Source organism: Bradyrhizobium sp. 149, assembly GCF_023073915.1.
GTDB lineage: Bacteria > Pseudomonadota > Alphaproteobacteria > Rhizobiales > Xanthobacteraceae > Bradyrhizobium.
The window spans coordinates 2,048,267-2,072,536 of record NZ_JADPKK010000022.1 but is presented as its reverse complement, the minus strand read 5'-3'; the positions used below and the strand labels follow the sequence as shown (position 1 = coordinate 2,072,536).

Sequence of the window (24,270 nt, the reverse complement as noted above, 5' to 3'; positions counted from 1 at the left end):
CATTGCATACGATTGCATCAAAATTAGTCATCGAAGCCGGAAAAGGACTGAGGCAATGCTGATCAAGAAAAACAAGACCCGCGCGGCGCTGATCGCGCTGCTGGCGCTCGGCAGCGCGGCTGCGTGGCCGCGCGTCGCCAGTGCCGAAACCGTGCTGCGCATCGCCATGACCGCCGCCGATATTCCGCGCACGCTGGGCCAGCCCGATCAGGGCTTTGAAGGCAACCGCTTCACCGGCCTCACCATGTACGACGCGCTCACCGGCTGGGATCTGTCATCGGCCGACAAGGCAAGCGTGGTGATCCCCGGCCTTGCCACCGAGTGGAAGGTCGACGATGCCGACAAGACCAAATGGACTTTCAAGCTGCGCCCCGGCGTGACCTTCCATGACGGCTCGCCGTTCAATGCGGACGCCGTGGTGTGGAACGTCGACAAGGTGCTGAAGCAGGACGCGCCGCAATTCGACGCCAGCCAGGTCGGCGTCACGGCCTCGCGCATGCCGACGCTGGCCTCCGCGAAGAAGATCGACGACATGACAGTCGAGCTCACCACCAAGGAGCCCGACAGCTTCCTGCCGATCAACCTCACCAATCTTTTCATGGCGAGCCCGGCGAAGTGGCAGGCCTTCTACGACAAGGCGGAGGGCGCCGATGCCAAGGCCAAATCGCAGGCCGCATGGACCGCGTTCGCCAAGGACGCTTCGGGCACCGGCCCGTGGAAGATGGCGGGCTTCACGGCGCGCGAGCGGCTCGAGCTGGTCAAGAACGCGGCCTACTGGAACAAGGACCGCGTGCCCAAGGTCGACAAGATGGTGCTGCTGCCGATGCCGGAGGCGAACGCGCGCACCGCGGCGCTGCTCTCCGGGCAGGTCGATTGGGTCGAGGCGCCGGCGCCGGACGCGCTGCCTGAATTGAAGCAGCGCGGCTTCAAGCTCTACGCCAACGAGCAGCCGCACGTCTGGCCGTGGCAGTTCTCGCGCGTCGAGGGCTCGCCCTGGAACGACATTCGCGTGCGCAAGGCCGCTAATCTCTGCGTCGATCGCGAAGGCCTTAAGGACGGCCTGCTCGCAGGGCTGATGGTGCCAGCGACCGGTACGTTCGAGGCCGGCCATCCCTGGCGGGGAAAGCCGGCCTTCGAGATCAAGTACGACAAGGCCGCCGCGCAGAAGCTGATGCAGGAGGCCGGATTTGGCCCGAACAAGAAGTTGACGGTGAAGACCCAGACTTCGGCGTCGGGCTCGGGCCAGATGCAGCCGCTCCCCATGAACGAATATCTCCAGCAGGCGCTGGCCGAATGCTATTTCGACGTGCAGCTCGACGTCATCGAGTGGAATACGCTGTTCACCAACTGGCGCCGCGGTGCCAAGGATCCCAGCGCTAACGGCTCGAACGCGACCAATGTCACCTATGCGGCGATGGATCCGTTCTTCGCGCTGGTGCGCTTCCTGCAGTCGGGCATGGCGCCGCCGGTCTCGAACAATTGGGGTTTCATCAACAATCCCAAATTCGACGAGCTGGTGAAGAAGGCGCGGCAGACCTTCGATCCCGCCGCGCGTGACGCCGCGCTCGCCGAACTGCACGCGGCCTCGGTCGACGACGCGGCCTTCCTCTACGTCGCCCACGACGTCGGCCCCCGCGCGATCAGCCCGAAGGTCACGGGCGTCGTGCAGCCGAAGAGCTGGTTCATCGACTTCTCGCTGGTGTCATTGCAGTAGTTCGCGCCACACGCACGCTGCACCCTCTCCCCTTGTGGGAGAGGGTGGCTTCGCTTTAGCGAAGCCGGGTGAGGGGTCTCTCTCCGCGAATGCGGACCTCTCAACTGACGCACTATCATCCGCGGAAACAACCCCTCATCCGGCGCTTCGCGCCACCTTCTCCCGCAAGGGGAGAAGGGAAGAAAGTATCCGACGTGCTCGCCTATATCGCCAGACGCATCGTCTACGTCATCCCGATCGTCATCAGCGTCGCGCTGGTGTGTTTTCTGCTCGTACACATTGCGCCGGGCGATCCGCTCGTCGCCGTGCTGCCGGCCGATGCCTCGCAGGAGCTCGCCGCGCAGCTCCGTACCGCCTATGGTTTTGATCGCCCGCTGCCGGTGCAGTTCGGGCTGTGGCTGCTCCGCGCGCTTCATGGCGACCTCGGAAATTCCATCGCCACGGGCCGCCCGGTGCTCGCCGAAGTCATGCGCGCGGTCAGCAACACCGTCACGCTCGCGATTGCCGCCGCGATCATCGGCTTCACCATGGGCGTCCTGCTCGGCCTGATCGCCGGCTATTTCCGCGAGACCTGGATCGACAAGCTCGCGACCTCCTTTGCCATCGCCGGCGTTTCCGTGCCGCATTACTGGCTCGGCATGGTGCTCGTCATCATCTTCTCGGTCCAGCTGAACTGGTTGCCCGCCGTCGGCGCCGGACCCGGCGGCTCCGCCGCCTGGGCCTGGGACTGGGCGCATTTGCAATATCTGGTGCTGCCGGCAATCACGACCTCGGTGATCCCGATGGGCATCGTCACCCGCACGGTGCGCGCGCTGACCGGCGACATCCTCAGCCAGGACTTCGTCGAGGCGCTGCGTGCCAAGGGCCTGCATGAGCGCGGCGTGTTCCGCCACGTCATCAAGAACGCCGCGCCCACTGCGCTTGCCGTGATGGGACTTCAGCTCGGTTACATGCTCGGCGGCTCGATCCTGATCGAGACCGTGTTCTCCTGGCCGGGCTCGGGCTTCCTGCTCAACTCGGCGATCTTCCAGCGCGACCTGCCGCTGCTCCAGGGCACGATCCTGATCCTGGCGCTGTTCTTCGTCTTCCTCAATCTGCTGGTCGACATCGCGCAAGCCGCGATCGATCCGCGCATCAAGCGGGGCTAGCGATGCGCGAGCTTCCGTTGTCCGTCACCAGCGATGCCGCGCTCCAGGCCGCGCCTGCGACCAAGGCGCGCGGTTATTGGGCGACCGTCGGCCGCCGTATCCGGCGCGACAAGGTCAGCATGGCCTGCGCGCTGGTCCTGCTGCTGATCTTCCTGTCCGCGATCGTTGCGCCCTGGCTGGGTCTGGAAGATCCCTACAAGGGCTCGATGATCCGGCGCCTGCGCCACATCGGCACAACTGGGTACCCGCTCGGGACCGACGAGCTCGGCCGCGACATGCTGGCGCGGCTGATCTATGGCGGGCGGCTGTCGCTCCTCATAGGCATTTTGCCCGTGATCCTTGCCTTCTGCATCGGCACCTCGCTCGGCCTCGTAGCCGGCTATGTCGGCGGCAAGCTCAACACCGCGATCATGCGTACGATCGACGTTTTCTATGCCTTTCCGTCCGTGCTGCTGGCGATCGCGATCTCCGGTGCGCTGGGCGCGGGCATTCTCAATTCCATCGTGTCGTTGACCGTCGTGTTCGTGCCGCAGATCACGCGCGTCGCCGAAAGCGTCACCACCGGCGTGCGCAACATGGACTTCGTCGATGCCGCGCGCGCCTCGGGCGCGGGACCGTTCACCATCATGCGCGTCCATATCCTCGGCAATGTGCTCGGTTCGATCTTCGTCTACGCGACCAGCCTGATCTCGGTCTCGATGATCCTGGCGGCAGGCCTGTCCTTCCTCGGCCTCGGCACCAAACCGCCGGAGCCGGAATGGGGCCTGATGCTGAATACCTTGCGGACCGCGATCTACGTCAACCCCTGGGTCGCCGCGCTCCCCGGCGCGATGATCTTCGCGGTCTCGATCTGCTTCAACCTGCTCTCGGACGGGCTGCGTAGCGCCATGGACATCAGGAATTGACGCAATGAGTGAGAAGGTGATCGCAGCGACGCCGGTGCCGCACCTCTCCCATAGGGAGAGGTCGGATTGCATCGCCAGATGCAATCCGGGTGAGGGGTTGCGCTGCACCGAGTTTGCCGCTCCCCCTCACCCGCGCCTTCGGCGCGATCTCTCCCCGATGGGGAGAGGTGGGAGGCCGCGGCCATGAGCGAAACCAACACGTCCATCGCAATGCTGGAGCCGATCGAAGACCTCGGCGGCCTCGCCCAGCCGCTGCTCCAGGTCAGCGGCCTGACCAAGCATTTTCCGGTGCGAGGCGGCCTGTTCGCCGCAAAGCGCACCGTGCGTGCCGTCGACAATGTCTCCTTCTCGATCGCCAAGGGCGAGACCGTCGGCATCGTCGGCGAGTCCGGCTGCGGCAAGTCGACCACGGCGCGGCTGCTGATGCATCTGATGCCGCGCGATACCGGCGACATCATCTATGACGGCATGAGCGTCGGTCAGTCGCTGTCCTTGCGCGAACTGCGCCGCGGCATGCAGATGGTGTTCCAGGATTCCTACGCCTCGCTCAATCCGCGCCTGACCATCGAAGAATCGATCGCCTTCGGCCCGAAGGTGCACGGCATGGCCGACGGCGTCGCCCGCGCCCTGGCGCGCGAGCTGCTCGGCAAGGTGGGCCTGGTTCCCGCTAACTTCGCCAACCGCTATCCTCACGAGATCTCCGGCGGCCAGCGCCAGCGCGTCAACATCGCGCGTGCGCTGGCGCTATCGCCGCGACTGGTGATCCTCGATGAAGCGGTCTCCGCGCTCGACAAGTCCGTCGAAGCCCAGGTGCTCAATCTGCTCGCCGATCTCAAGCGCGAGTTCGGCCTGACCTATCTCTTCATCAGCCACGATCTCAACGTCGTCCGCTACATCAGCGATCGCGTGCTGGTGATGTATCTCGGCGAGGTCGTCGAACTCGGCCCGGTCGACCAGGTCTGGGACCGGCCGGCACATCCTTATACGCGCGCACTTCTTGCTGCGATGCCGTCCTCGGATCCGGACCGTCGTACCGAGACGCCGCCGATCACGGGCGATCCGCCCAATCCGATAGATCCGCCCTCAGGCTGCCGCTTTCACACCCGTTGCCCGTTTGCGGAGCCGCTCTGCGCAAATGGGACACCAAAACTCACCGCGCTCGATAGAATGGGCCACGAGGCCGCGTGCTACATGGCGATTCCGGATTCAGGCCATAGCCGCGCGCCGAAGGAGGAAACGTTATGACGAGGCCAACGGCAAAAGAGATCAAGGCGACGGCACAAATCGCCGGCGTTCCCGTCGACGACGAGATTGCGACGCGCATCTCCAATTCCATCGGACCGGCCTTCGAAGGCTTTGCTGCCATTACCGGCACGTTGCCGTTCGATCTCGAGCCCGCGCTCTATCCGATCGCGCAGATTGCGACGGTCTCGAAATGAGCACCGAACCGGAATTGATGACGCTCACCGAGGTCGCGCGCGCGATCGCGATGAAGCAGGTGTCCTCGCATGAAGTGACGCGTGCGCTGCTGCATCGCATTGCACAGTGGCAGCCGCATCTCAATGCCTTCATGTCGATCGAGTCGGAGGCGGCTCTGAAGGCAGCCGATGCCGCCGATGCGGAGCTCGCCAAGGGCGAAGTCCGCGGCCCGCTGCATGGCGTGCCGCTCGCGCACAAGGATATGTATTACGATGCCGGCCACGTCGCGACCTGCGGCTCGCTGATCCGCCGGGATTTCGTGCCGACCGTCACCTCCACCGCCTTGCAGCGGCTGAAGGACGCTGGCCAGGTTCGCCTCGGCACGCTGCATCTCGCCGAATTCGCCTATGGCCCGACCGGCCATAACGCCCATTACGGTCCGGTTCGCAATCCCTGGAACGTCGCGCACATCACTGGCGGCTCGTCGTCGGGCTCGGGCTCGGCGGTCGCTGCGCGATTGACCTATGCCGCGCTCGGCTCCGACACCGGCGGCTCGATCCGCATGCCCGCGCATTTCTGCGGCGTCACGGGATTGAAGACCACCGTCGGCCGCGTCAGCCGCGCCGGCGCGATGCCGCTGTCGCAGTCGCTCGACACGGTCGGCCCGCTCGCCCGCACCGCCGAGGATTGCGCGCTGCTGCTGGCGTTGATGGCCGGCCCTGATCCCGAGGATTCGACCTGCAGCCATGAGCCGCTGTCTGACTATGTCGGCGCGACCAAGGGCTCGCTGAAGGGCCTCAAGATAGGCGTGCCTGCGTCCTACTATGTCGATGATCTCGACGGCGAGGTCGCGCGCGTGCTGGACGAGACCATCGCGGTGCTCAAGCGCGAGCGCGCCGACATCGTCACGGTCGAGCTGCCCGACCAGCGGCAATTGTCCGCAGCCAACCTGCTCGTGCTTGCGGCCGAAGCCGCCGCCTTCCACAAGCGCTGGATGATCGAGCGGCCGCAGGATTATGGCCCGCAGGTGCTGATGCGGCTTCAGAACGGGCTCGCGGTCCCCGCCATCACCTACCTCGAGGCAATGCGCTGGCGCGGACCTGCGCTCGCCGCGCACAACGCTGCGACATCAGGCGTCGACGCAGTGATCGCGCCGGCGTCCCCGGTGCCGGCCCCGACGATCACGGAGAGCGATGTCGGCGGCGGACCGAACGCGCCGGCGCTGTTGCAGCGGCTGACGCTGTTCACCCGCCCAGTGAACTACCTCGGCCTGCCGTCGCTCACGGTGCCCTCGGGCTTCACCACAAGTGGCCTGCCGATCGGCATGCAGCTGATCGGCCGGTCGTTCGACGAGGCGACCTTGCTCACGATCGGCGCCGCATTCCAGCGCGCCACCGATTACCACGACCGGGTCCCGAAACTGCCGTCATGACAAAGCTCGTCGAGATCTCAGGCCTCAACATCCGCTTCACCGGCGAGCGCACGGTCTATGCCGTGAACGATCTCAGCCTTTCGCTCGACGACGGCGAGGTGCTGGGCCTACTTGGCGAATCCGGTTCGGGCAAGAGCGTGACCTTGCGTGCGCTGATGCGGTTGTTGCCGAAGAAGCGCACCCAGATCGCAGGCAAGGTCAACGTCATGGGCCGCGACGTGCTCGCCATGAACGACGAGGAACTCTCATCGTTCCGCGGCCAGACCGCGTCGATGATCTTTCAGGAGCCCGCGCTCGCGCTCGACCCGGTCTACACCATCGGCGCGCAGATCGCCGAAAGCGTCGTGCGCCACGAAGGCAAAAGCCACGCGGAGGGCAGGGCGCGGGCGCTGGAAATGCTCGACGTCGTGCGCATCCCCTCGGCCAAGCGGCGGTTGGACGCCTATCCGCACGAGATGTCCGGCGGCATGCGCCAGCGCGCGATGATCGCGCTTGCGCTCGCCTGCCGGCCGAAAATCCTGCTGGCGGACGAGCCGACCACCGCGCTCGATGCCACCGTGCAGATCCAGATCTTGCTGCTGTTGCGCGAGCTGCAGCGCGAGTTCGGCATGTCGGTCATCTTCGTCACCCACGACATCGGCGTCGCCATCGAAATTTGCGACCGGGTCGCCGTGATGTATGCCGGCCAGATTGTGGAGCAGGGCACGCTTCGCGACATCGTCCGCTCGCCGGTGCATCCCTATGCCAGGGGCTTGCTCGCCTCGACCGTCCATGGCGCAAAGCGGGGACAGCGGCTCGAGACCATCCCCGGCACCCCGCCGTCGCTTGGCCAGAAACCCCACAACTGCTCCTTTGCTCCCCGCTGCGCCGTGGCCCAGCCGCGCTGTGTGGAGCAACTGCCTGCGAATGTGGAGGTCGGGCCGGGCCGGGCAGCACGATGCGTGCTGGCGGAGCCGGTCACTGCGCCGGCGTGATATTTGGACCGCAAGCCGGCAGCGGGGAGCAGCATTCACACCTCATTCATCCCGGTTCCGCTTCCATGGAACCGTTCACGGAGAGGGACCTCACTTATGCACATTTCCAATGAAGGCCTGCTTGTCATCCTGTTCGTCGGCCTGGTGGCTGGTTGGCTGGCCGGCAAGGTGGTGCGCGGAACCGGGTTCGGCATCATCGGCGACATCGTGGTCGGCATCGCCGGCGCGCTGGTGGCAAGCTTCCTGTTCCCGAAGCTCGGCATTCACATCGGCAGCGGGCTGATATCCGAGATCGTCTATTCCGCGATCGGCGCCGTCATCCTGCTGCTGGTAGTGCGGCTGGTGCGCGGCGGCGGCCGGTTCTAGCGGCGCCTGAGTTCAGTTGATCCAACTTTTGACCTCTCCCCGCCCGGGGAGAGGTGACATGTCTGCAAGAAAAAGCCGCAAGCACGTGAGATTCCGGACTTGCGTGCGAGGCCGGTCGGGGGTGATGTGGGCCACAGGTGTCCCGGATATTCGACTGCGTTGGGCGATGAGCGCAAACGCGATGTTAATCCGGGTCAATTACTCCTGAATTTGCCTTTGAAATCAGCGGCTTTGGCCCCCACCCGAAAGAGATCAGACTGATGGCAGCCGTTCCCGGCGTCCGCCGCTCAGAGCTCGGTGACGCGCTGCGCGCTTGTCGCACGGCCTTCGTTGGCGTCGGCTTGATGAGCTGCATGATCAACCTGCTCTATCTGACCGGGTCGATCTTCATGCTGGAGGTCTACGACCGGGTGCTGCCGAGCCGCAGCATTCCGACCCTGGTCGGCCTGATCGTCCTCGCCAGCTTCCTCTACATGGCCCAGGGCGTGCTCGACATGATCCGCAACCGGATCCTGGGGCGGGTCGGCACCGCGCTGGACGAAGCCCTGAACAAGCGCGTGTTCGACACCATCGTGCGTCTGCCGCTGCTGGTTGGCAGCCGCAACGAGGGGCTTCAGCCGCTGCGCGATCTCGACAATGTCCGCTCCTTCCTCGGCGGCATGGGGCCGAGCGCGTTCTTCGACCTGCCGTGGCTGCCGCTCTATCTCGCCATCTGCTTTGCCTTCCACGTCATGATCGGCGTCACCGCGCTGGTCGGCGCGGTCATCCTGGTCGGATTGACGGTGGTCACCGAGTTCATGTCCCGTCAGCCGGCGAAGGACGCAATGGGCCTTGCCGCCCAGCGTAACGATCTCGCCCAAGCCAGCCGCCGCAACGCCGAAGTCATGGTGTCGATGGGCATGGCCGGCCGGATGAACGCGCGTTGGAGCGAGGCTAACGAAAAATACCTCGACGGCAATCAGCGTGCGAGCGACGTCGCTGGCGGTCTCGGCGCGGTCGCAAAAGTGCTGCGCATGATGCTGCAATCGGCCGTGCTCGCGGTCGGCGCCTATCTCGTCATCCACCAGGAGGCGACCGCCGGCATCATCATCGCCGGCTCGATCCTCTCGGCACGGGCGCTTGCGCCGGTTGATCTTGCGATCGCGCACTGGAAATCCTTTGTCGCGGCACGTCAGAGCTGGCACCGCCTCACCCGCCTTCTAGAGCAGATGCCGGCGCAGACGATGCCGACCCAGTTGCAGGCGCCCACCAGCCGCCTCTCGGTCGAAGGCATCGCCATGGTGCCGCCGGGCGATCAGCGCCTCATCGTGCAGGACATCACCTTTGCGCTCGAAGCCGGCAACGGCCTCGGCGTGATCGGACCGAGCGGCTCCGGCAAGTCGTCGCTGATCCGCGCGCTGGTCGGCGTCTGGCAGCCGGTCCGCGGCAAGGTGCGGCTTGACGGCGCGGCGCTCGACCAATGGTCGTCGGACATGCTTGGCCGCCACATCGGCTACCTGCCGCAGGACGTCGAATTGTTCGCCGGCACCATCGCGCAGAACATCAGCCGCTTCGATCCCGACGCCACTTCCGACGGCATCATCGCCGCGGCGAAAGAGGCCGGCGTGCACGAGATGATCATCAAGATGCGCGAGGGCTACAACACCCAGGTCGGCGAGCAGGGCACGGCACTCTCCGCCGGCCAGGCGCAGCGCGTGGCCCTGGCGCGCGCGCTCTACGGCAACCCCTTCCTGGTCGTGCTCGACGAGCCCAATTCCAATCTCGACACCGAAGGCGACGAGGCGCTGACCCGCGCTATCCGTGCGGCGCGCGAGCGCGGTGCCATCGTCATCGTGGTGGCGCACCGCCCGATCGGCGTGGAAGCGGTCGACCAGATCCTGGTGCTGCGCGACGGCCGCATGCAGGCCTTCGGGCCGAAGGAGCAGGTGCTCGCCCAGGTGCTCCAGCCGCGTGTGACGCCGCCGGCCCCGATCAAGATCGTCAGCGAAGGCGGAGCCAAGGCATGAGCACGATGGCCATTGGCGGCGCGAAGCCCGCCGCGAAGCGGACCGTGCGGGAGTCGATCCGGTTTCACCTGATGCTCGGGCTCGGGATCGTGCTGGTGCTCCTGGTCGGCCTCGGCGGCTGGGCGTCGACCGTGCAAATCTCGGGCGCGCTGATCGCGCCGGGGCAGATCGTGGTGGAGTCCAATGTCAAGAAGGTGCAGCACCCGACCGGCGGCGTCGTCGGCGAGCTGCGCGCCCACGACGGTGACGTGGTCAAGGCCGGCGACGTCGTGGTGCGGCTCGACGACACCGTCACCAAGGCCAACCTCGCCATCGTCACCAAGAACCTCGATGCGGCGCTGGCACGCGCGGCGCGGCTCCAGGCCGAGCAGCGCGGTATCGAGAGTATCGACTTTCCGCAATCGCTGCTCGATCGCAGCAATGATGCCGACGTCAAGGCGTTGCTCTCCGCCGAAACCAAGCTGTTCGACGTCCGCGTCAACGGTCGCGCCGGCCAGAAGGCGCAGCTGCGCGAGCGCATCCAGCAGCTCAACGAGGAGATCGGGGGACTCTCTGCGCAGGAGCGCGCCAAGGACAAGGAAATCTCGCTGGTGCAGCAAGAGCTGGTTGGCGTCCGCGATCTCTATGAGAAGCACCTGGTGCAGATCTCGCGCCTGACCACGCTGGAGCGCGATTCCGCTCGCCTTAACGGCGAGCGCGCGCAGTACATTGCCTCGCGGGCGCAGGCCAAGGGCAAGATCACCGAGACCGAGCTCCAGATCATCCAGGTCGACAAGGACATGGTCAGCGAGGTCTCCAAGGATCTGCGCGAGACCAACGACAAGATCGGCGAAATGATCGAACGCAAGGTCGCCGCCGAGGATCAACTTCGCCGCGTCGACATCCGCGCGCCGCAGGACGGCATGGTGCTGCAATCGACTGTGCATACCGTCGGTGGCGTCGTCACCGCCGGCGACGCCCTCATGCTGATCGTGCCGCAGGCCGACGATCTCCAGGTCGAGGCCAAGGTCAATCCGGTCGATATCGACAAGCTTCAGATCGGCCAGAAGACGTTGCTGCGCCTCTCCGCCTTCAACCAGCGCACCACGCCGGAGCTCAACGGCGTCGTCAGCCGCGTCTCGCCCGACGTCACAACCGACCAGCGTACCGGTCAGAGCTACTACACCATCCGCGTTTCGCTGTCCGCAGAAGAGGTCGCCAAGCTGGGTGACTCCAAGCTGATCCCCGGCATGCCGGCGGAAGCCTTCGTCCAGACCGGCGACCGCACCATGCTGTCCTATCTGATGAAGCCGCTGCACGACCAGTTCATGCGGGCGTTCCGGGAGAAGTGACGCGCGAAAGCGCGGCATCTCGCCTCGTCATTGCGAGCGTAGCGAAGCAATCCAGGTTGCCTCCGCGGCAAGATTTCTGGATTGCTTCGCTACGCTCGCAATGACGGGCGGCTTCTTTCTTGCTTTAGTTTTCTTGCTATAGTTCGATCCAGCCCCAGCAACCCGGCGTCGAACAATGCAATCCATCCAGACCCCATCCTCCGTCGCCACCGAATCCTTCTCCGACGCTGGCCTCGCCGTCGCCCACCTCGAAGAGATCTACGAGCGCAACACAAAGTTCCTGCGCGACCGGTTCGAAGCCTACGTCAACGGCGAAGCAATCACGACGCGGGTGCGGGCCTTCTATCCCTTTGTCCGTGTCACCACCGCGACGCATGCGCGGCTGGATTCGCGTCTCGCCTACGGTTTCGTCGCCCGGCCCGGGGTGCACGAGACCAGCGTGACGCGCCCGGATCTGTTCCGGACTTATCTCACCGAGCAGATCGGACTGTTGATTCAGAACCACGGCGTCCCGGTCGAAATCGGCGAGTCCAGCGAACCGATCCCCGTTCACTTCGCCTATCGCCGCGACATCAACATCGAAGCCGCCATCACCACCAGCGAGAATTCCGCCGTCACGCGATCGCTGCGCGATGCGTTCGACGTGCCTGATCTGGCCACCATGGACGATGCCATCGCCGACGGCACTTTCGAGCTCCAGCCCGGCGCGCCTGAGCCGCTGTCCCTGTTTCGGGCGGCCCGCGTCGACTACTCGCTGCGCCGGCTCTACCACTACACGGGCACGGATCCTGAATACTTCCAGAATTTCGTGATCTTCACCAACTACCAGTTCTATGTCGACGCCTTCGCGCAGCTCTGCCAGCAGCGGCTTCAGGCGGGCGAGGCCGGCCTCGAAGCTTTCGTCGCTCCTGGCAATGTGATCACGCGCAGCGGCGGCGCGACGACGGGCGTTGCGCCCGCGCGCACGCCGCAGATGCCGGCCTTTCACCTGGTCGCGCCCGGCTATCGCGGCATCACCCTGATCAACATCGGCACCGGCCCGTCCAACGCGCGCAACGTCACCGACCATGTTGCCGTGCTGCGACCCCATGCCTGGCTGATGCTCGGCCATTGCGCCGGCCTGCGCAACACACAGCGGCTCGGCGACTACGTCCTTGCGCATGGTTACGTACGCGAGGACCATGTGCTCGATCGAGAGTTGCCGCTGTGGGTGCCGATCCCGGCGCTCGCGGAGATGCAGGTGGCGCTCGAGGAGGCGGTCGAGGACGTCACCGGGCTCGAAGGTTTCGAGCTCAAGCGCCTGATGCGTACCGGCACCGTCGCGAGCGTCGACAACCGCAATTGGGAGATCAGCGGCCCCGATGTCATTCGCCGCTTGTCGCAATCGCGCGCAGTTGCGCTCGATATGGAATCAGCCGCGATTGCCGCCAACGGCTACCGTTTTCGCGTCCCCTACGGCACGCTGCTGTGTGTCTCTGACAAGCCGCTGCACGGCGAGATCAAGCTCGCGGGCATGGCCAGCGAATTCTACCGCCGGCGCGTCGGTCAGCATCTCGAGATCGGCCTGAAGGCGCTGGAACGGCTCAAGCAGCAGGAATCCGAGCGGCTGCATTCGCGAAAGCTTCGCAGTTTCGCCGAAGTCGCGTTCCAGTAGCGCGTCCCTCCCACCTGCCGGCAGGATCTGGCAGCAGGACTGTCGCATGCACGACGCTGACGTCTCCGTGAGAACGCAAGCATTCCGGAATATCGCCATCGGAGCAGGGTTATCACGTCGTCTGGGGTTGGGTTGGCGGAAACAGGAGGCAGCAATGATCACAGCGACCATCAAATTTGTCGTGCCGGGAATGCTCGCAGCGGCGTTGTTCGCTTCACCTGTGCTGGCCGCCGGAGGCGGCGGTGGCGGCGGTGGCGCCAGTTCCACCGATCCCTATGCGGGCGCTTATTCGGACCAGAAAGCGCAGCCAGCCTACCCGAAACGTTCCAACCCGAAGGCAACCCAGAAAGGCAGGAAGCCAAACAACCAGTCGCGCATCGACGATCCTGCATTCGCGACCGGCTACCGTGTGGCCTATGACACGATCTACCAGCGCAACGACTACGCGGCTGCGATCGAGCAGTTGAAAGCGCTGGACCATGACGATCATCCGAATGTCGCCAACCTCATCGGCTACTCCTATCGCAAGCTCGGCGACTACAAGCAGTCGCAGATCTGGTACGAGCGCGCGCTGAAGGCCGACCCCAATCACGTGCTGACCTGGCAGTATTACGGCCTCTGGCAGCTCGAGCAGGGCAACCGCGAGCAGGCGATGTATCACCTAAGTCGTATCGCCACGATCTGCGGCCGCGATTGCGAAGAGTACAAGTCTCTGGCGATCGCGCTGGACAAACCTACTGGCACGGCTCTCATCTATTGAGAACGTAGGGCGGGGTTAGCGAAGCGTAATCCGCACTATTTCGGGCGACGGCTCGGGACAAGAGGGTGGCTACGCGTTCGGCTAACGCACCCCGCGCATGGTGACAACGCGCCAGATTTTCAGCATTGTCCGTCCGGGGGCGAACGGGACAATCTGATGCCACTCATGCGCGACAAGATCATTGGCCATGATCTCGAACGGCTTGCCTTTCGCTTCACCATGCTGAGCGATAGCGAGCTCGTGCAGTGCCAGATCAGTGACGCCGCGATGGACGAGCTTGCGGGCATGCAGGGCACCGAAAGCAGTGCGCGGCAGGCGCAGTTCATGTCCCTGCGCGAGACCATCGAGCGGATCGCGTCAGACCTCTACGACGAGGCGCCGCGGGTCAGGGGTCATGTGGTGCGGATCTTTACGCGACATTTGCAGCGGTAGTGCCGCTCCATCCTCCGCCGTCACGCCCCGGAACTTGCTCGGAGCAATTCATCGCGCTTTAGTTCCTCTAAAGCATTCGCTAACCAAACAATCGTTTCGCAGCAATCTTAAGACATGCAAAGCGGGGCGTTATACAGCCATGAATTGATTACCCGTAGAGGTTAGATCGCGAACATGGAGCCTCAGAGGCTTTTCCATCTTAAAGAAGTCACTATGGACGCGCGCGAAGCCTGGATTGCCTCAGTGTTTGACGGAGCGCAAAAGAAAACCAACCGCGTCCGGGATCCCGGAATCCAACGGTTTCTGATTTCATGGCCCCCTCCGGTGGTCGCCGATGGTCACGCACAAATCCCGCATGAGTGATTGCGTGACAAAAGAAATGGTTGGAATCGACGAGATCCGCGGGCCGGGTCGTGGCGGCGACCCGGACAAGACGCTGGCAAAGAGTTGGCGGCTTGCAATTGCGGTCGCGATCGGATGCGGACTTGTGGGCCTTGCGCTCCGCTACTTCGCCCGGAAGCACGCCACCGAGGACGCCATTCAGTATGCGATCCCCTGGTATGTCTTTGCTCGCGATCACGGCCTTGGTGGGCTGGCCGAAGCTTTTACCGGCTATACTCCGTTTTACAGCTACCTCCTGCTGATTGCCGCCCGATTTGATTGGCTAGGCCAGCCACTTTCCCTCGTGAAAGCGATCTCGGCAGTATTCGAGTTAGGCTGCGCGATCGCTGTGGCCCAGATCGTCTGGCGAGCTACAAAGGTGCCATTGCGCGCCTCCCTGGCCTTCTGCGCTGTTTGGCTTGCGCCGACGGTGATCTTCAACGGCGCAGTGTGGGGACAGGTTGATTCGATCTGGACCTTCTTCACGCTGGTTTCCGTGGCGCTGTTCATGCGGGACCGAAATGGCATTGTGTCATTTGGGGTGGCCTTTTCGGTGAAGGCTCAGGGCGTATTCCTGGGACCCTTCGTGCTCGGTATGATTCTGCGCCGCAGGATGCACGTGGCATGGCTCGCCGCTATTCCCGGGATCTATATGGTCCTTGCCATTCCGGTTCTCGTCGCCGGCAGATCCTTGATCTCCGTGTTCGGGGTCTATCTGGACCAAGCTCACACTTACCATCGCCTCACCATGAATGCAGCGAACATCTGGGTGTTGGCTGGGGGAACGCCTTACGCGATCGGAATCGTCGCCGGGCTGGTGCTCGCGGCGGCGAGTGGGCTCGCCTTGTCGATCTTCATCGCGCGCTCTCGTCGGGCAGGGCCGGAGTTTATTCTGCTCGCCGCCTGTGTATCGCTCATGCTCATGCCGTACCTGCTCCCGAAGATGCACGAGCGGTATTTCTACGCGTTCGAACTTGCGTCCATCGCCCTGGCCTGCCTCAATCCGCGCTATTTGCCCGTCGCGGTGATTGCTCAGGTCGACGGCGTCTTATCCTATCTCGCGTTCGAAAGTGGAATTGTCCTGGGCGTGCTGCCGGCGGCACTCTGCAACAGCCTTCTCGTGTTCTACCTCGTGCTTGATCTTTGGCGCGGCGGACGCGGATTTCGCTTTCCGAGGCTTGCCTGGCTCGGCTTCATCGTGTCGACCGCGGGATTGTTCTCCTACCTGGTCTTCGAGGGGCCCGGTTGGAACATATCCCCCGTGTACCTGCTCACCACGGGTCTCGTCACAGCTGCGGCGCTGCTGCTCCTGAAAGAGTCGCATGGCGACTTGGCCGACGGCCCGGACCGGTTGCCTCAACCCCAACTCGCCGGCGATCGGCGTGTCTCCGGCCTCGATTTTTCGGGATGAAATCCTGGGCGTCCCGCCTCATCCAGCAATCAGCTGTCAAACATGATGACGCTGCGCAGCGTCTTGCCCGCTTTCATGTCGGCAAAACCTTCGTTGATCTCGGAGAGCTTCAGCTTGGCCGAGATCCAGTCTTCCAGGTGCAGCCGGCCGCGCAGGTAGAAATCCACCAGCCGCGGCATGTCGACGCGAAAATGGTTCGAGCCCATCGATGAGCCCTGAATCCTGCGCTCGCGCAGGAAGTCGAAGCCGTGCAGCTCGATCTTCTGACCGAACGGAATCATGCCGACGATGGTGGCCGTGCCTCCCGAGGCGAGCATGGCGAAGGCCTGCTCGGCGGTCTCCTTGCGGCCGAGCACCTCGAAGGAGTGATGCACGCCGCCATTGGTGAGATCGCGCACCTGCTTCACCACGTCGCCGTCGGCCGGGTTGATGATGTCGGTTGCCCCCAGCTTGGTCGCGAGCTGGAGTTTTGCCGGGTTGGTGTCGATGGCAATGATGCGGCCGGCGCCCGCAATCTGCGCGCCGTTGATCGCAGCCATGCCGACACCGCCGCACCCGATCACGGCCACTGTCTCGCCGGCCGTCACCTTCGCCGTGTTCACGACCGCGCCATAGCCGGTGATGACGCCGCAGCCGATCAGCGCGGCGAGATCGAGCGGCATCTCCTTGCGGATTTTGACGATCGCGTTCTCGTGCACCAGCATCTGCTCGGCGAAGGACGAGAGGTTGAGAAACTGATGCAGCTTCTCAGGTCGCGACCATTGCATCCGGTTGGAGACCCCCGGCAACAACTTTACCGTGGTGTCGGTGCAGAGCACCGTGCGGCCCGTGGTGCAATTGTCGCAGGTGCCGCAGAACACCGAAAGACAGGTGACGACATGATCGCCGGGCTTCACATAAGTCACGTCGGAGCCGACCTGCTCGACGACACCGGCCGACTCGTGCCCGAGCACCGCGGGCAGCGGATGCGGATAAAGGCCTTCCATGAAGTGCAGATCGGAATGGCAGAGACCCGCGACCGAGGTCCGGATCAGGACCTCGCGCGGGCCGGGTTTCGGCAGGCTGACATCCTCGATGACCAGAGGCTGGTTGACTTCATGGAGGACGGCGGCCTTCATCGAGCACTCCCTATCGCTTTTTTTGCTTTGAACGCCGGTGCAGCCTACGCCGCCAGAACCAGTTCGCCAACCTCGCTCATGCTGGCTGCGCGATCGCCGAGCAGCAGTGTCGCGATCTTCTGCTGCACGGCATTTTCCGTCAGCCGGAACGGATCGCTCGGCGACACCCGGTGATCGATCACCAGCCGCGACAACAACAGCCTTCGCGCATCGCCGCGCATATCGTGAATACGGTGCGCCTCCCAGGCGAGCGCGACGGCACTGGCGACATGATAGAGCAGGCTGGTGGCGCGCCGCGCATCGGATTCGTTGTCGGCCTTGCCCGCGACTTCGCGTGCGAAGCCGACAGCGCGGTCGACGAGACCGCGCAAGTGGTCGCGCCAGGCCTGCGGCACGGAGGCGCTGTCGTCGAGCCGGGCGTGCAGATCGGCCGCCAGCGCGGATTCGGCGCCGTGACGGCCGACCGCGCGTCGCAGTGCATCGATGGCGACGATGTTGCCGGTGCCTTCCCAGACCGAGCCGAGATGCGCATCGCGCAGCAGACGGGCCGTGGCGAATTCCTCGATATAGCCGATGCCGCCGCGCATCTCGAGCGCATCGCCGCAGACTTTTCGCGCATCGCGCGTGGCGCGGAATTTCAGAATCGGGGTCAGGATGCGAAGCAGCGCAGCCGCATCCTGGCTGCCGGCCTCGGCGCGATCGAGCGCATCGGCGGTGAGAAAGCTCATCGACAGTGCCTGCTCGACCGGCAGCATGATCTTCAGCATCTGGCGCCGGCCCAGCGGCAGGTCGATGATGCGATTGCCGAACACCACGCGGTTCTTCGCAACCGTCATTGCATCATGATAGGCGCGGCGCATCAGCGCGGTGGATTTGACGCCATTCGAGAGCCGCGACGAGTTCACCATCTCCGCCATCTGCACGAAGCCGCGGTCGAGCTTGCCGACCGCATAGGCGATTGCGCCCTCCAGCTTGATCTCACCTGAGGCCATCGAGCGTGTGCCGAGCTTGTCCTTCAGGCGCACGATCCGGTAGTGGTTCTGCGAACCGTCGTCGAGGAAGCGCGGCATCAGGAACAGGCCGACGCCGCGCGTGCCGGGGCCGGCGCCTGCGGGGCGCGCCAGCAGCATCACGATTTTGGCGTCAGCGTTCGAGCAGAACCATTTTTCGCCGGTGAGGCGCCAACGGTCGCCCTCCTGCACGGCCGTCGTGGTCAGTGTGCCGACGTCGGAGCCGCCTTCCTTCTCGGTCATGAACTGGCCGCCCTGGGTCAGCTTGCTCATGTCGGTCTGGGTCAGGCCATCCAGATATTTCGCCTTCAGCGCCTCGCTGCCGAAATTCGCCAGCAGCTTGGCACAACCGTCGGTGACGTTGATCGGACAGCCCATGCCGAATTCGGTCTGGTTGAACAGGAAGGTGAAAGCGTGTTTGGCCACTACAGGGTATTTGTCGGGCCAGCCCATGATGCCATTGCGGAGCGAGAGCGCATGGATGCCGAATTCTCCGAACGCCGCATTCTCCAACTCGCGATAAGCCGGGTGATATTCGATCCACTGCACATCACGGCCGAACTTGTCGCGCTGGTGCAGAATGGGCGTGTGCCGGTCTGCGAGGCGCGCGCACTCATCGAGACGGCCACCGGCGAGTTCGCCGAGACGGTCGAGATGCGGCTCGATGTGGCGGAATAGCGTGTCCGGCAGATGAATGCGCAGCAGGTCGGTGACCGCGGGATCGGCGCGGTAGAAATTCATGCCGGTGGTATCGGGAGCCAGCAATCCGGATGGTGCGGCTGCGACCTGTTTTGGCTGCGCGGGGGCCGGCTTGTGCATGGTCGTCCTCTTCGTTTCCGCGCTTCGCGGACATTTGCGCTGATTTGGTGCTTGCCGCTTCGGATGATGTCGATCATGCTCCAGTCGCGAAAGCGGATAAAGCCGCAAATTGTCAGGGAGGCATGATCGCCGTGAGGGAGCAATTCGCTCTGCGGAATTGTGATCGTCCCGGCTGGTTGTGCGCTCGGATCATGCATAAATCAGCGGCTTCCCGTCTTCGAGAGATCACGCCATGGAACACCCGACTTACAAGATCGCCCTCATCGTCGGCGCCGGCGAAGGCCTGAGCGCCTCATTGGCGCGGCTATTGTCCGCCCAGGACATCCGCGTCGCACTGGCCGCGCGAAAAATCGAGAAGCTTGGCGCGCTCTGTAGCGAGACCGGCGCCAAGGCCTATGCCTGCAACGCCGCCGAGCCCGATGAGGTCGAGCGCCTGTTCGGCCTCGTCGAACGAGAGGTCGGCACGCCTGACGTGGTCGTCTACAACGCCAGCGGTCGCACGCGCGGGCCGTTCGTGGATCTCGTTCCGGCTGACGTGGCGCAGGCGATCGCGATCAGCGCCTATGGCGGCTTCCTGGTGGCGCAGCAGGCGGCAAAACGCATGCTGCCGAACAAGCACGGCGCGATCCTGTTCACCGGCGCTTCGGCAAGCGTCAAGGGCTATGCGCAGTCGGCTTCGTTCGCGATGGGCAAGTTCGCCCTGCGCGGCCTCGCGCAGAGCATGGCACGCGAATTGTCGCCGCAAGGCATCCATGTCGCGCATTTCGTCATCGACGGCGCCATCAAGAGCGCAGCGCGGACTGAAGCACCGGAAAAGCCGGGTTCAATGCTCGATCCCGATGCCATCGCGGAGAGCTATTGGAACGTGTTGCAGCAGCCGCGCAGCGCCTGGAGCTGGGAGCTCGAGCTGCGGCCCTGGGTGGAGAAATTTTGAGGCGATAACGTCACAACCATCGTCATTGCGAGGAGCGAAGCGACGAAGCAATCCAGACTGTCCCCGCGGAAAGATTCTGGATTTGCTTCGCTTCGCTCGCAATGACGAAAGAGAGGGAGCGACATGACCATGGAAACCACCATCGACACCGGCACCAATGAACTCCTCTGCGTGATCCGTGATCGCGTCGCATTGATCACGCTGAACCGGCCCGAGGCGCGTAACTCGCTGTCGGACACGCTGACCCCGGCGCTGCGCACGATGATCCGCTCCTGCGGCGAGAACCCCGATATCGGCGCGCTGCTGATCACCGGCGCCGGCGAAGCGTTCTGCGCCGGTGGCAACGTCAAGGGCATGGGCGCGCATCGCGACCCGAAGAAGTTGGAGATGTCGCTGGAAGATCGCGTCGCCGATCTCCAGGAGCGGCAGCGACTGCTCACCGGCGCGCTGGTGTCGGTGCGCAAGCCGACCATCGCGGCACTGCCGGGGCCCGCGGTCGGCGCGGGGCTCGCCATCGCCATGGCCTGCGACATCCGCATTGCCGCGCAATCGGCCTTCGTGGCCACCGGCTATGCGCGCATTGCGCTCAGTGGCGACTATGGCATCGCGTGGCTGTTGACGCGCCTCGTCGGCACCGCGCGGGCGCGCGAGCTACTGTTCACCGGCGATCGGGTCGATGCAGTCAGGTGCGAGGCCATCGGCCTCGTCAACCGCGTGGTGCCCGACGACAAATTGCAGGCGGAGGCTTTCGCGCTGGCGAAATCGCTCGCTGAAGGTCCGCGCCTTGCGCTGCGCTACATGAAGGACAATCTCGACGAGGCGCTGCTGTTCGATTTCGAGACCGCGCGCGACCACGAAGCCGAGCGTCTGATCCGCCTGACCACGACCGCCGATCACAAGGAGGCGGTGCAAGCGTTCATCGAAAAGCGGAAAGCGGTGTTTACGGGGAAGTAAGAGTCCGTAGGCCGGACCGGAGCGAAGTCCCGGAAGCCTGTGACGACGGCGCGAATAAAAAAAGCCCGGCTCTGGTTGTCGCCAGGCCGGGCTCGAGTGGTGTCAGGCTGAGGCTGAGGGGCTATCGGCCTGGCGGGAAAGGGCGACGAGACGCCAGCTCGCGCAGGGAATGTCTTTCGGTGCGACGGAGATCTCCTTGTCGAAGCGCACCAGCTTCCAGTCATCAGGATGGTTGACGAAGGCGAAGCCGGATTTGCGCGCGAGCGAGATCATGCCCTCGTTGGAGCGCAACGTGTCGCCGCGCATGTGCTCCGCACCGAGCGCGGCCGCGCGGCATTCGAGGTTCTTCAGGAGCGCGCTCGCGATGCCGTGGCCCTGCCAACGGTCGGCAACCGAGAGGCCGAATTCAAGCGTCGCGGTTTCGGCATGCAGCGCGTAGCGCGCTTCGGCGACGATGGTGTCGAAGCCGTCGACCATCATGGTCGCGACCACGGAAAAACGTTCGCGCTCGCCGATCTGAAGGAAGTCGCGAAGCAGGCCCTGCGGCAGTTCGCTGATCGCGCCGAAGAAGCGGTTGTAGCGGGATCGCGCCGAGAGCGAGCGAAAATAGTGCTGGAGCTCGTCGCTGTCGCGCGGCTCGACGAAGCGAACATGAAGCGCTTCGCCGTGCCGGATTCGCAGCGTGTCCGAATATTGCTTCAGATCTTCCAGACGGAGAGTGCTCATGACACGAGCCCAAAGGGAAAGAGACCGGGGCAAGGGACCGCCGGCGCCCCTGTGATCAGGCGGCGCCGGCCTGGCGGCCATTCAGGCCCGCCAGAAGGGTTTGTCGGCCTCATAGGCCACATCGCTCCAGGACAGCCCGACGTCCTGAAGGTCACGCGCGGACCAGTTGGTGAGCTCCCGCCGGGTCCGGTAGCGCTCGTGCCAGACGTGAAGGGTCTCGCCGATCTGCTGGATCAGACCTGGCACATGATGATTTGTCATCGAATTCTGGGTCAAAGTAGACATTTTCAGCTCCTGGAGCTAAGTTGACCCGCAATATCTGCTTCCTGGTGCGCTGCGACAAACGACAATTTGTACCCTTTCGGATGAAATAACGTCATGCATCCTGCTGCCAGATGACTGCCAGATTGCCTTCCTTGAACGGATTGAGAGCGTTTGAGGCCGCCGCGCGCCATCTCAGCTTTACGTTGGCTGCGGCGGAGCTGAACGTGACCCAGACCGCGATCAGCCATCAGATCCGCAGGCTCGAGGAGGAGCTTGGGATCCGCCTGTTCGTCAGGCAGAACCGCGCGCTGGCACTGACCCCGGAGGCGCGCGACTATTTGCCGGGCGTCCGCGCCGCCTTCAACGACCTCCGCCTGGCCACCGACCGGCTGCTGCGCAAAGACGACGACAAGGTGCTGACGGTCTCGACGCTGGCCTCGCTTGCCGCAAAATGGCTGCTGCCGCGGCTGACCGATTTCCAGGAGCACCATCCCGGCATCGACGTCCGCATCACCACCTCGACCAGCCTCGTCGACTTCCAGCGCGACAATGTCGATGCCGCGATCCGCTACGGGCGCGGCCAGTGGCCGGGTTTGCGCGCCGACTGGCTGATGGCGGACGAGCTGTTTCCGGTGTGCAGCCCGTCTCTCTTGCGTGGCGACAAGCCATTGCGCTGTCCCGAGGACCTCAAGAGCCACATGCTGCTGCACACTTCCAACGCCAACAGCGACGACTGGCGGCTGTGGCTGACGGCGGCGGGTCTGCCGGCTGATATCGCCAGGCAGCCCGGCATCACCTTCGACATGATCTTCATGACCATCCAGGCCGCGATCGATGGCATCGGCGTGGCGATGGGCCGAACCTCCTACGTCCAGGACGACATCGCCAAGGGCCGTCTCGTGGTTCCCTTCAAGATCGCGCTGCCGGCCGATGCCGGCTTCTACCTGGTCGCGCCGGAGGGCCGGCGCGAGGCGCCGAAGCTCGCCGCATTCCGCGACTGGATGCTCGCTGCAACGCAGAATAAAGCCTGAAAAATCATCAGCTTCTGCAGTGAAATCGATTGACTCGCCGCGCCCCGCGCGAGAGGGGTAGGACAGATTGTCGCAGTCGCAATCCGCCGCCTGCCGTGAGTTCCGGTCCGGCCGCGTCTTCAGGGGAGTAACGCCATGGCTGGACCAGCAGCATCGACCAATCCGCCCGAGATCAAGTCGCGCATCGGCGCGATCCTGCGCGCAACGAGCGGCAATTTCCTCGAGCAATTCGACTTCTTCCTGTTCGGCTTCTATGCCGTCGCCATCGGCAAGGCGTTCTTCCCGTCCAGCAACGAGACCGCGTCGTTGCTCAACACCTTCGGCGTGTTCTGGCTCGGCGCGTTGATGCGTCCCTTCGGCGCGATCGTGCTCGGCGCCTATATCGACCGCATCGGCCGCCGCAAGGGCCTGATCGTGACGCTCGGCATCATGGCCGTCGGCACCGTCGTCATCGCATTCTGCCCGAGCTATGCGACCATCGGCATCGCCGCGCCGGCCATCGTGCTGATCGGCCGCCTGCTGCAAGGCTTCTCCGCCGGCGTCGAGCTCGGCGGCGTGTCGGTTTATTTGTCGGAGATTTCGACGCCCGGCAATCGCGGCTTCTACACCTCGTTCCAGTCCTCGAGCCAGCAGGTCGCGATCTTCGTCGCCTCGATCCTCGGCTACCTCCTCTCCGAGGTGATGCCGGCCGACACGGTGGCCGCCTGGGGCTGGCGCATTCCGTTCTTCGTCGGCTGCCTGATCATTCCTCTGATCTTCTTCCTGCGGCGGACGCTCGAGGAGACGCCGGCCTTCCTCGCCATGAAGAAGCATCCGAGCGCAAGCGAGGTATTCGCCTCCGCGTTCGCCAATTGGCGCATCGTCCTTCTCGGCATGATGATCGCGGTCCTGACCACGACGACGTTCTACTTCGTCACGGTGTACACGCCGACCTTCGGCAAGACCGTGCTGAAGCTGTCGTCGCAGGATGCGCTGCTGGTGACACTGCTGGTCGCCGTGACCAATTTCTTCTGGAATCCGGTCGGCGGCGCCTTGTCAGACCGCATCGGCCGCAAGCCGGTGCTGATCACCGTCGCCTGCCTGTCGCTGGTCACGGCCTATCCGGCGCTGCACTGGCTGGTGGCGGCGCCGACCTTCGGCAAGCTGCTCGCGGTCGAGATGATGTTCTCGTTCTATTTCGGCGTCTACAGCGGCACCATGCTCGGCGCGTTGGTCGAGATCGTGCCGGCGCATGTCCGCACCACCTGTTTCTCGCTTGCCTTCGCGCTCGCGGCCGCGCTGTTCGGCACCTTCACGCCGTTCGCCTCGACCCTGCTGATCGAGCACACCGGCGACAAGGCCTCGCCCGGTTTCTGGCTGATGTTCGCGGCCTTCCTCGGCATCATCGCGGCCTCCGTCGTGTATCGCGGCGGCGGCAAGGCGGTGCCGACATATGATGCGGTGGCGGAGCCGGTCGGCGGTCACGCCGGATAACAGGCGGA

The 24,270-nt window shown here is 64.3% G+C and carries 22 protein-coding genes; 18 read left to right on the top strand and 4 right to left on the bottom strand.

What is annotated here, in order from left to right:
• Nucleotides 1-55: 55 nt before the first annotated feature.
• From IVA88_RS27635 to IVA88_RS27570, 14 genes are all read left to right on the top strand, one after another.
• Complete coding sequence (locus IVA88_RS27635; RefSeq protein WP_247500297.1) at nt 56-1,714, top strand: ABC transporter substrate-binding protein; 1,659 nt, start codon at nt 56-58, stop codon at nt 1,712-1,714.
• Between the two features lie 194 nt (nt 1,715-1,908).
• Nucleotides 1,909-2,862, top strand: a complete 954-nt coding sequence (locus tag IVA88_RS27630; RefSeq protein ID WP_247500296.1) for an ABC transporter permease — start codon at nt 1,909-1,911, stop codon at nt 2,860-2,862.
• A gap of 2 nt (nt 2,863-2,864) precedes the next feature.
• Entirely contained in the window at nt 2,865-3,767 is a 903-nt protein-coding gene (locus IVA88_RS27625) for an ABC transporter permease (protein ID WP_247500295.1), read from the top strand.
• Nucleotides 3,768-3,950: 183 nt separating this feature from the next.
• The gene (locus IVA88_RS27620) at nt 3,951-5,012 is read left to right on the top strand and encodes an ABC transporter ATP-binding protein (RefSeq protein WP_247500294.1); all 1,062 of its coding nucleotides are present in this window, start codon (nt 3,951-3,953) and stop codon (nt 5,010-5,012) included.
• On the top strand, nt 5,009-5,206 hold the full coding sequence (locus tag IVA88_RS27615; protein ID WP_247500293.1) for a hypothetical protein: 198 nt from the start codon (nt 5,009-5,011) through the stop codon (nt 5,204-5,206). Before IVA88_RS27620 ends, IVA88_RS27615 begins: the two co-directional genes overlap by 4 nt.
• Nucleotides 5,203-6,618, top strand: a complete 1,416-nt coding sequence (locus tag IVA88_RS27610) for an amidase (protein WP_247500292.1) — start codon at nt 5,203-5,205, stop codon at nt 6,616-6,618. The genes IVA88_RS27615 and IVA88_RS27610 overlap by 4 nt, the downstream gene beginning before the upstream one ends.
• Nucleotides 6,615-7,592 (top strand): ABC transporter ATP-binding protein, encoded by a 978-nt coding sequence (locus tag IVA88_RS27605; RefSeq protein ID WP_247500291.1) that lies wholly within the window; start codon nt 6,615-6,617, stop codon nt 7,590-7,592. The genes IVA88_RS27610 and IVA88_RS27605 overlap by 4 nt, the downstream gene beginning before the upstream one ends.
• Before the next feature lie 96 nt (nt 7,593-7,688).
• Nucleotides 7,689-7,958, top strand: a complete 270-nt coding sequence (locus tag IVA88_RS27600; RefSeq protein WP_247500290.1) for a GlsB/YeaQ/YmgE family stress response membrane protein — start codon at nt 7,689-7,691, stop codon at nt 7,956-7,958.
• 260 nt (nt 7,959-8,218) lie between these two features.
• A complete protein-coding gene (locus tag IVA88_RS27595) occupies nt 8,219-9,964 on the top strand; it encodes a type I secretion system permease/ATPase (RefSeq protein ID WP_247500289.1) in 1,746 nt (581 codons plus the stop codon).
• The gene (locus tag IVA88_RS27590) at nt 9,961-11,295 is read left to right on the top strand and encodes an HlyD family type I secretion periplasmic adaptor subunit (protein WP_247500288.1); all 1,335 of its coding nucleotides are present in this window, start codon (nt 9,961-9,963) and stop codon (nt 11,293-11,295) included. The genes IVA88_RS27595 and IVA88_RS27590 overlap by 4 nt, the downstream gene beginning before the upstream one ends.
• A 175-nt stretch (nt 11,296-11,470) precedes the next feature.
• Nucleotides 11,471-12,949, top strand: coding sequence for an AMP nucleosidase (locus IVA88_RS27585; RefSeq protein WP_247500287.1), 1,479 nt, complete (start codon nt 11,471-11,473; stop codon nt 12,947-12,949).
• Between the two features lie 154 nt (nt 12,950-13,103).
• Complete coding sequence (locus IVA88_RS27580; protein WP_247500286.1) at nt 13,104-13,709, top strand: tetratricopeptide repeat protein; 606 nt, start codon at nt 13,104-13,106, stop codon at nt 13,707-13,709.
• 156 nt (nt 13,710-13,865) lie between these two features.
• Nucleotides 13,866-14,141 (top strand): DUF1488 family protein, encoded by a 276-nt coding sequence (locus tag IVA88_RS27575; RefSeq protein ID WP_247500285.1) that lies wholly within the window; start codon nt 13,866-13,868, stop codon nt 14,139-14,141.
• A gap of 334 nt (nt 14,142-14,475) precedes the next feature.
• Nucleotides 14,476-15,933 (top strand): hypothetical protein, encoded by a 1,458-nt coding sequence (locus IVA88_RS27570; protein WP_247500284.1) that lies wholly within the window; start codon nt 14,476-14,478, stop codon nt 15,931-15,933.
• Nucleotides 15,934-15,962: 29 nt separating this feature from the next.
• Here the strand turns inward: IVA88_RS27570 and IVA88_RS27565 are convergent, their stop codons facing one another.
• Nucleotides 15,963-17,051 (bottom strand): Zn-dependent alcohol dehydrogenase, encoded by a 1,089-nt coding sequence (locus IVA88_RS27565; protein ID WP_247500283.1) that lies wholly within the window; start codon nt 17,049-17,051, stop codon nt 15,963-15,965.
• A 44-nt stretch (nt 17,052-17,095) separates the two neighbouring features.
• On the bottom strand, nt 17,096-18,880 hold the full coding sequence (locus IVA88_RS27560) for an acyl-CoA dehydrogenase family protein (RefSeq protein WP_247500282.1): 1,785 nt from the start codon (nt 18,878-18,880) through the stop codon (nt 17,096-17,098).
• Nucleotides 18,881-19,112: 232 nt separating this feature from the next.
• On the opposite strand from IVA88_RS27560, the gene IVA88_RS27555 reads away from it, so the two are divergent.
• Nucleotides 19,113-19,814: an SDR family NAD(P)-dependent oxidoreductase gene (locus IVA88_RS27555; RefSeq protein ID WP_247500281.1), complete on the top strand. Its 702-nt coding sequence runs from the start codon at nt 19,113-19,115 to the stop codon at nt 19,812-19,814.
• 123 nt (nt 19,815-19,937) lie between these two features.
• Nucleotides 19,938-20,768, top strand: coding sequence for an enoyl-CoA hydratase (locus IVA88_RS27550; RefSeq protein WP_247500280.1), 831 nt, complete (start codon nt 19,938-19,940; stop codon nt 20,766-20,768).
• Between the two features lie 102 nt (nt 20,769-20,870).
• Here IVA88_RS27550 and IVA88_RS27545 read toward each other — a convergent pair whose 3' ends face one another.
• Complete coding sequence (locus tag IVA88_RS27545) at nt 20,871-21,494, bottom strand: GNAT family N-acetyltransferase (protein WP_247500279.1); 624 nt, start codon at nt 21,492-21,494, stop codon at nt 20,871-20,873.
• Nucleotides 21,495-21,575: 81 nt separating this feature from the next.
• Entirely contained in the window at nt 21,576-21,779 is a 204-nt protein-coding gene (locus IVA88_RS27540) for a DUF1127 domain-containing protein (RefSeq protein WP_247500278.1), read from the bottom strand.
• A 110-nt stretch (nt 21,780-21,889) separates the two neighbouring features.
• Here IVA88_RS27540 and IVA88_RS27535 point away from each other — a divergent pair, with 110 nt between their 5' ends.
• Nucleotides 21,890-22,789, top strand: coding sequence for a transcriptional regulator GcvA (locus tag IVA88_RS27535; RefSeq protein WP_247500277.1), 900 nt, complete (start codon nt 21,890-21,892; stop codon nt 22,787-22,789).
• Nucleotides 22,790-22,924: 135 nt separating this feature from the next.
• Nucleotides 22,925-24,262: an MFS transporter gene (locus IVA88_RS27530; protein ID WP_247500276.1), complete on the top strand. Its 1,338-nt coding sequence runs from the start codon at nt 22,925-22,927 to the stop codon at nt 24,260-24,262.
• The last annotated feature ends 8 nt before the right edge of the window (nt 24,263-24,270 follow it).

Coding starts and splice junctions, on each gene's coding strand:
- IVA88_RS27600 (WP_247500290.1), top strand. CDS start 7,689: ATGCACATTTCCAATGAAGGCCTGCTTGTCATCCTGTTCGTCGGCCTG.
- IVA88_RS27590 (WP_247500288.1), top strand. CDS start 9,961: ATGAGCACGATGGCCATTGGCGGCGCGAAGCCCGCCGCGAAGCGGACC.
- IVA88_RS27535 (WP_247500277.1), top strand. CDS start 21,890: ATGACTGCCAGATTGCCTTCCTTGAACGGATTGAGAGCGTTTGAGGCC.
- IVA88_RS27635 (WP_247500297.1), top strand. CDS start 56: ATGCTGATCAAGAAAAACAAGACCCGCGCGGCGCTGATCGCGCTGCTG.
- IVA88_RS27540 (WP_247500278.1), bottom strand. CDS start 21,779: ATGTCTACTTTGACCCAGAATTCGATGACAAATCATCATGTGCCAGGT.
- IVA88_RS27575 (WP_247500285.1), top strand. CDS start 13,866: ATGCCACTCATGCGCGACAAGATCATTGGCCATGATCTCGAACGGCTT.
- IVA88_RS27610 (WP_247500292.1), top strand. CDS start 5,203: ATGAGCACCGAACCGGAATTGATGACGCTCACCGAGGTCGCGCGCGCG.
- IVA88_RS27555 (WP_247500281.1), top strand. CDS start 19,113: ATGGAACACCCGACTTACAAGATCGCCCTCATCGTCGGCGCCGGCGAA.
- IVA88_RS27560 (WP_247500282.1), bottom strand. CDS start 18,880: ATGCACAAGCCGGCCCCCGCGCAGCCAAAACAGGTCGCAGCCGCACCA.
- IVA88_RS27530 (WP_247500276.1), top strand. CDS start 22,925: ATGGCTGGACCAGCAGCATCGACCAATCCGCCCGAGATCAAGTCGCGC.
- IVA88_RS27595 (WP_247500289.1), top strand. CDS start 8,219: ATGGCAGCCGTTCCCGGCGTCCGCCGCTCAGAGCTCGGTGACGCGCTG.
- IVA88_RS27585 (WP_247500287.1), top strand. CDS start 11,471: ATGCAATCCATCCAGACCCCATCCTCCGTCGCCACCGAATCCTTCTCC.
- IVA88_RS27625 (WP_247500295.1), top strand. CDS start 2,865: ATGCGCGAGCTTCCGTTGTCCGTCACCAGCGATGCCGCGCTCCAGGCC.
- IVA88_RS27620 (WP_247500294.1), top strand. CDS start 3,951: ATGAGCGAAACCAACACGTCCATCGCAATGCTGGAGCCGATCGAAGAC.
- IVA88_RS27580 (WP_247500286.1), top strand. CDS start 13,104: ATGATCACAGCGACCATCAAATTTGTCGTGCCGGGAATGCTCGCAGCG.
- IVA88_RS27570 (WP_247500284.1), top strand. CDS start 14,476: ATGGTCACGCACAAATCCCGCATGAGTGATTGCGTGACAAAAGAAATG.
- IVA88_RS27550 (WP_247500280.1), top strand. CDS start 19,938: ATGACCATGGAAACCACCATCGACACCGGCACCAATGAACTCCTCTGC.
- IVA88_RS27545 (WP_247500279.1), bottom strand. CDS start 21,494: ATGAGCACTCTCCGTCTGGAAGATCTGAAGCAATATTCGGACACGCTG.
- IVA88_RS27605 (WP_247500291.1), top strand. CDS start 6,615: ATGACAAAGCTCGTCGAGATCTCAGGCCTCAACATCCGCTTCACCGGC.
- IVA88_RS27615 (WP_247500293.1), top strand. CDS start 5,009: ATGACGAGGCCAACGGCAAAAGAGATCAAGGCGACGGCACAAATCGCC.
- IVA88_RS27565 (WP_247500283.1), bottom strand. CDS start 17,051: ATGAAGGCCGCCGTCCTCCATGAAGTCAACCAGCCTCTGGTCATCGAG.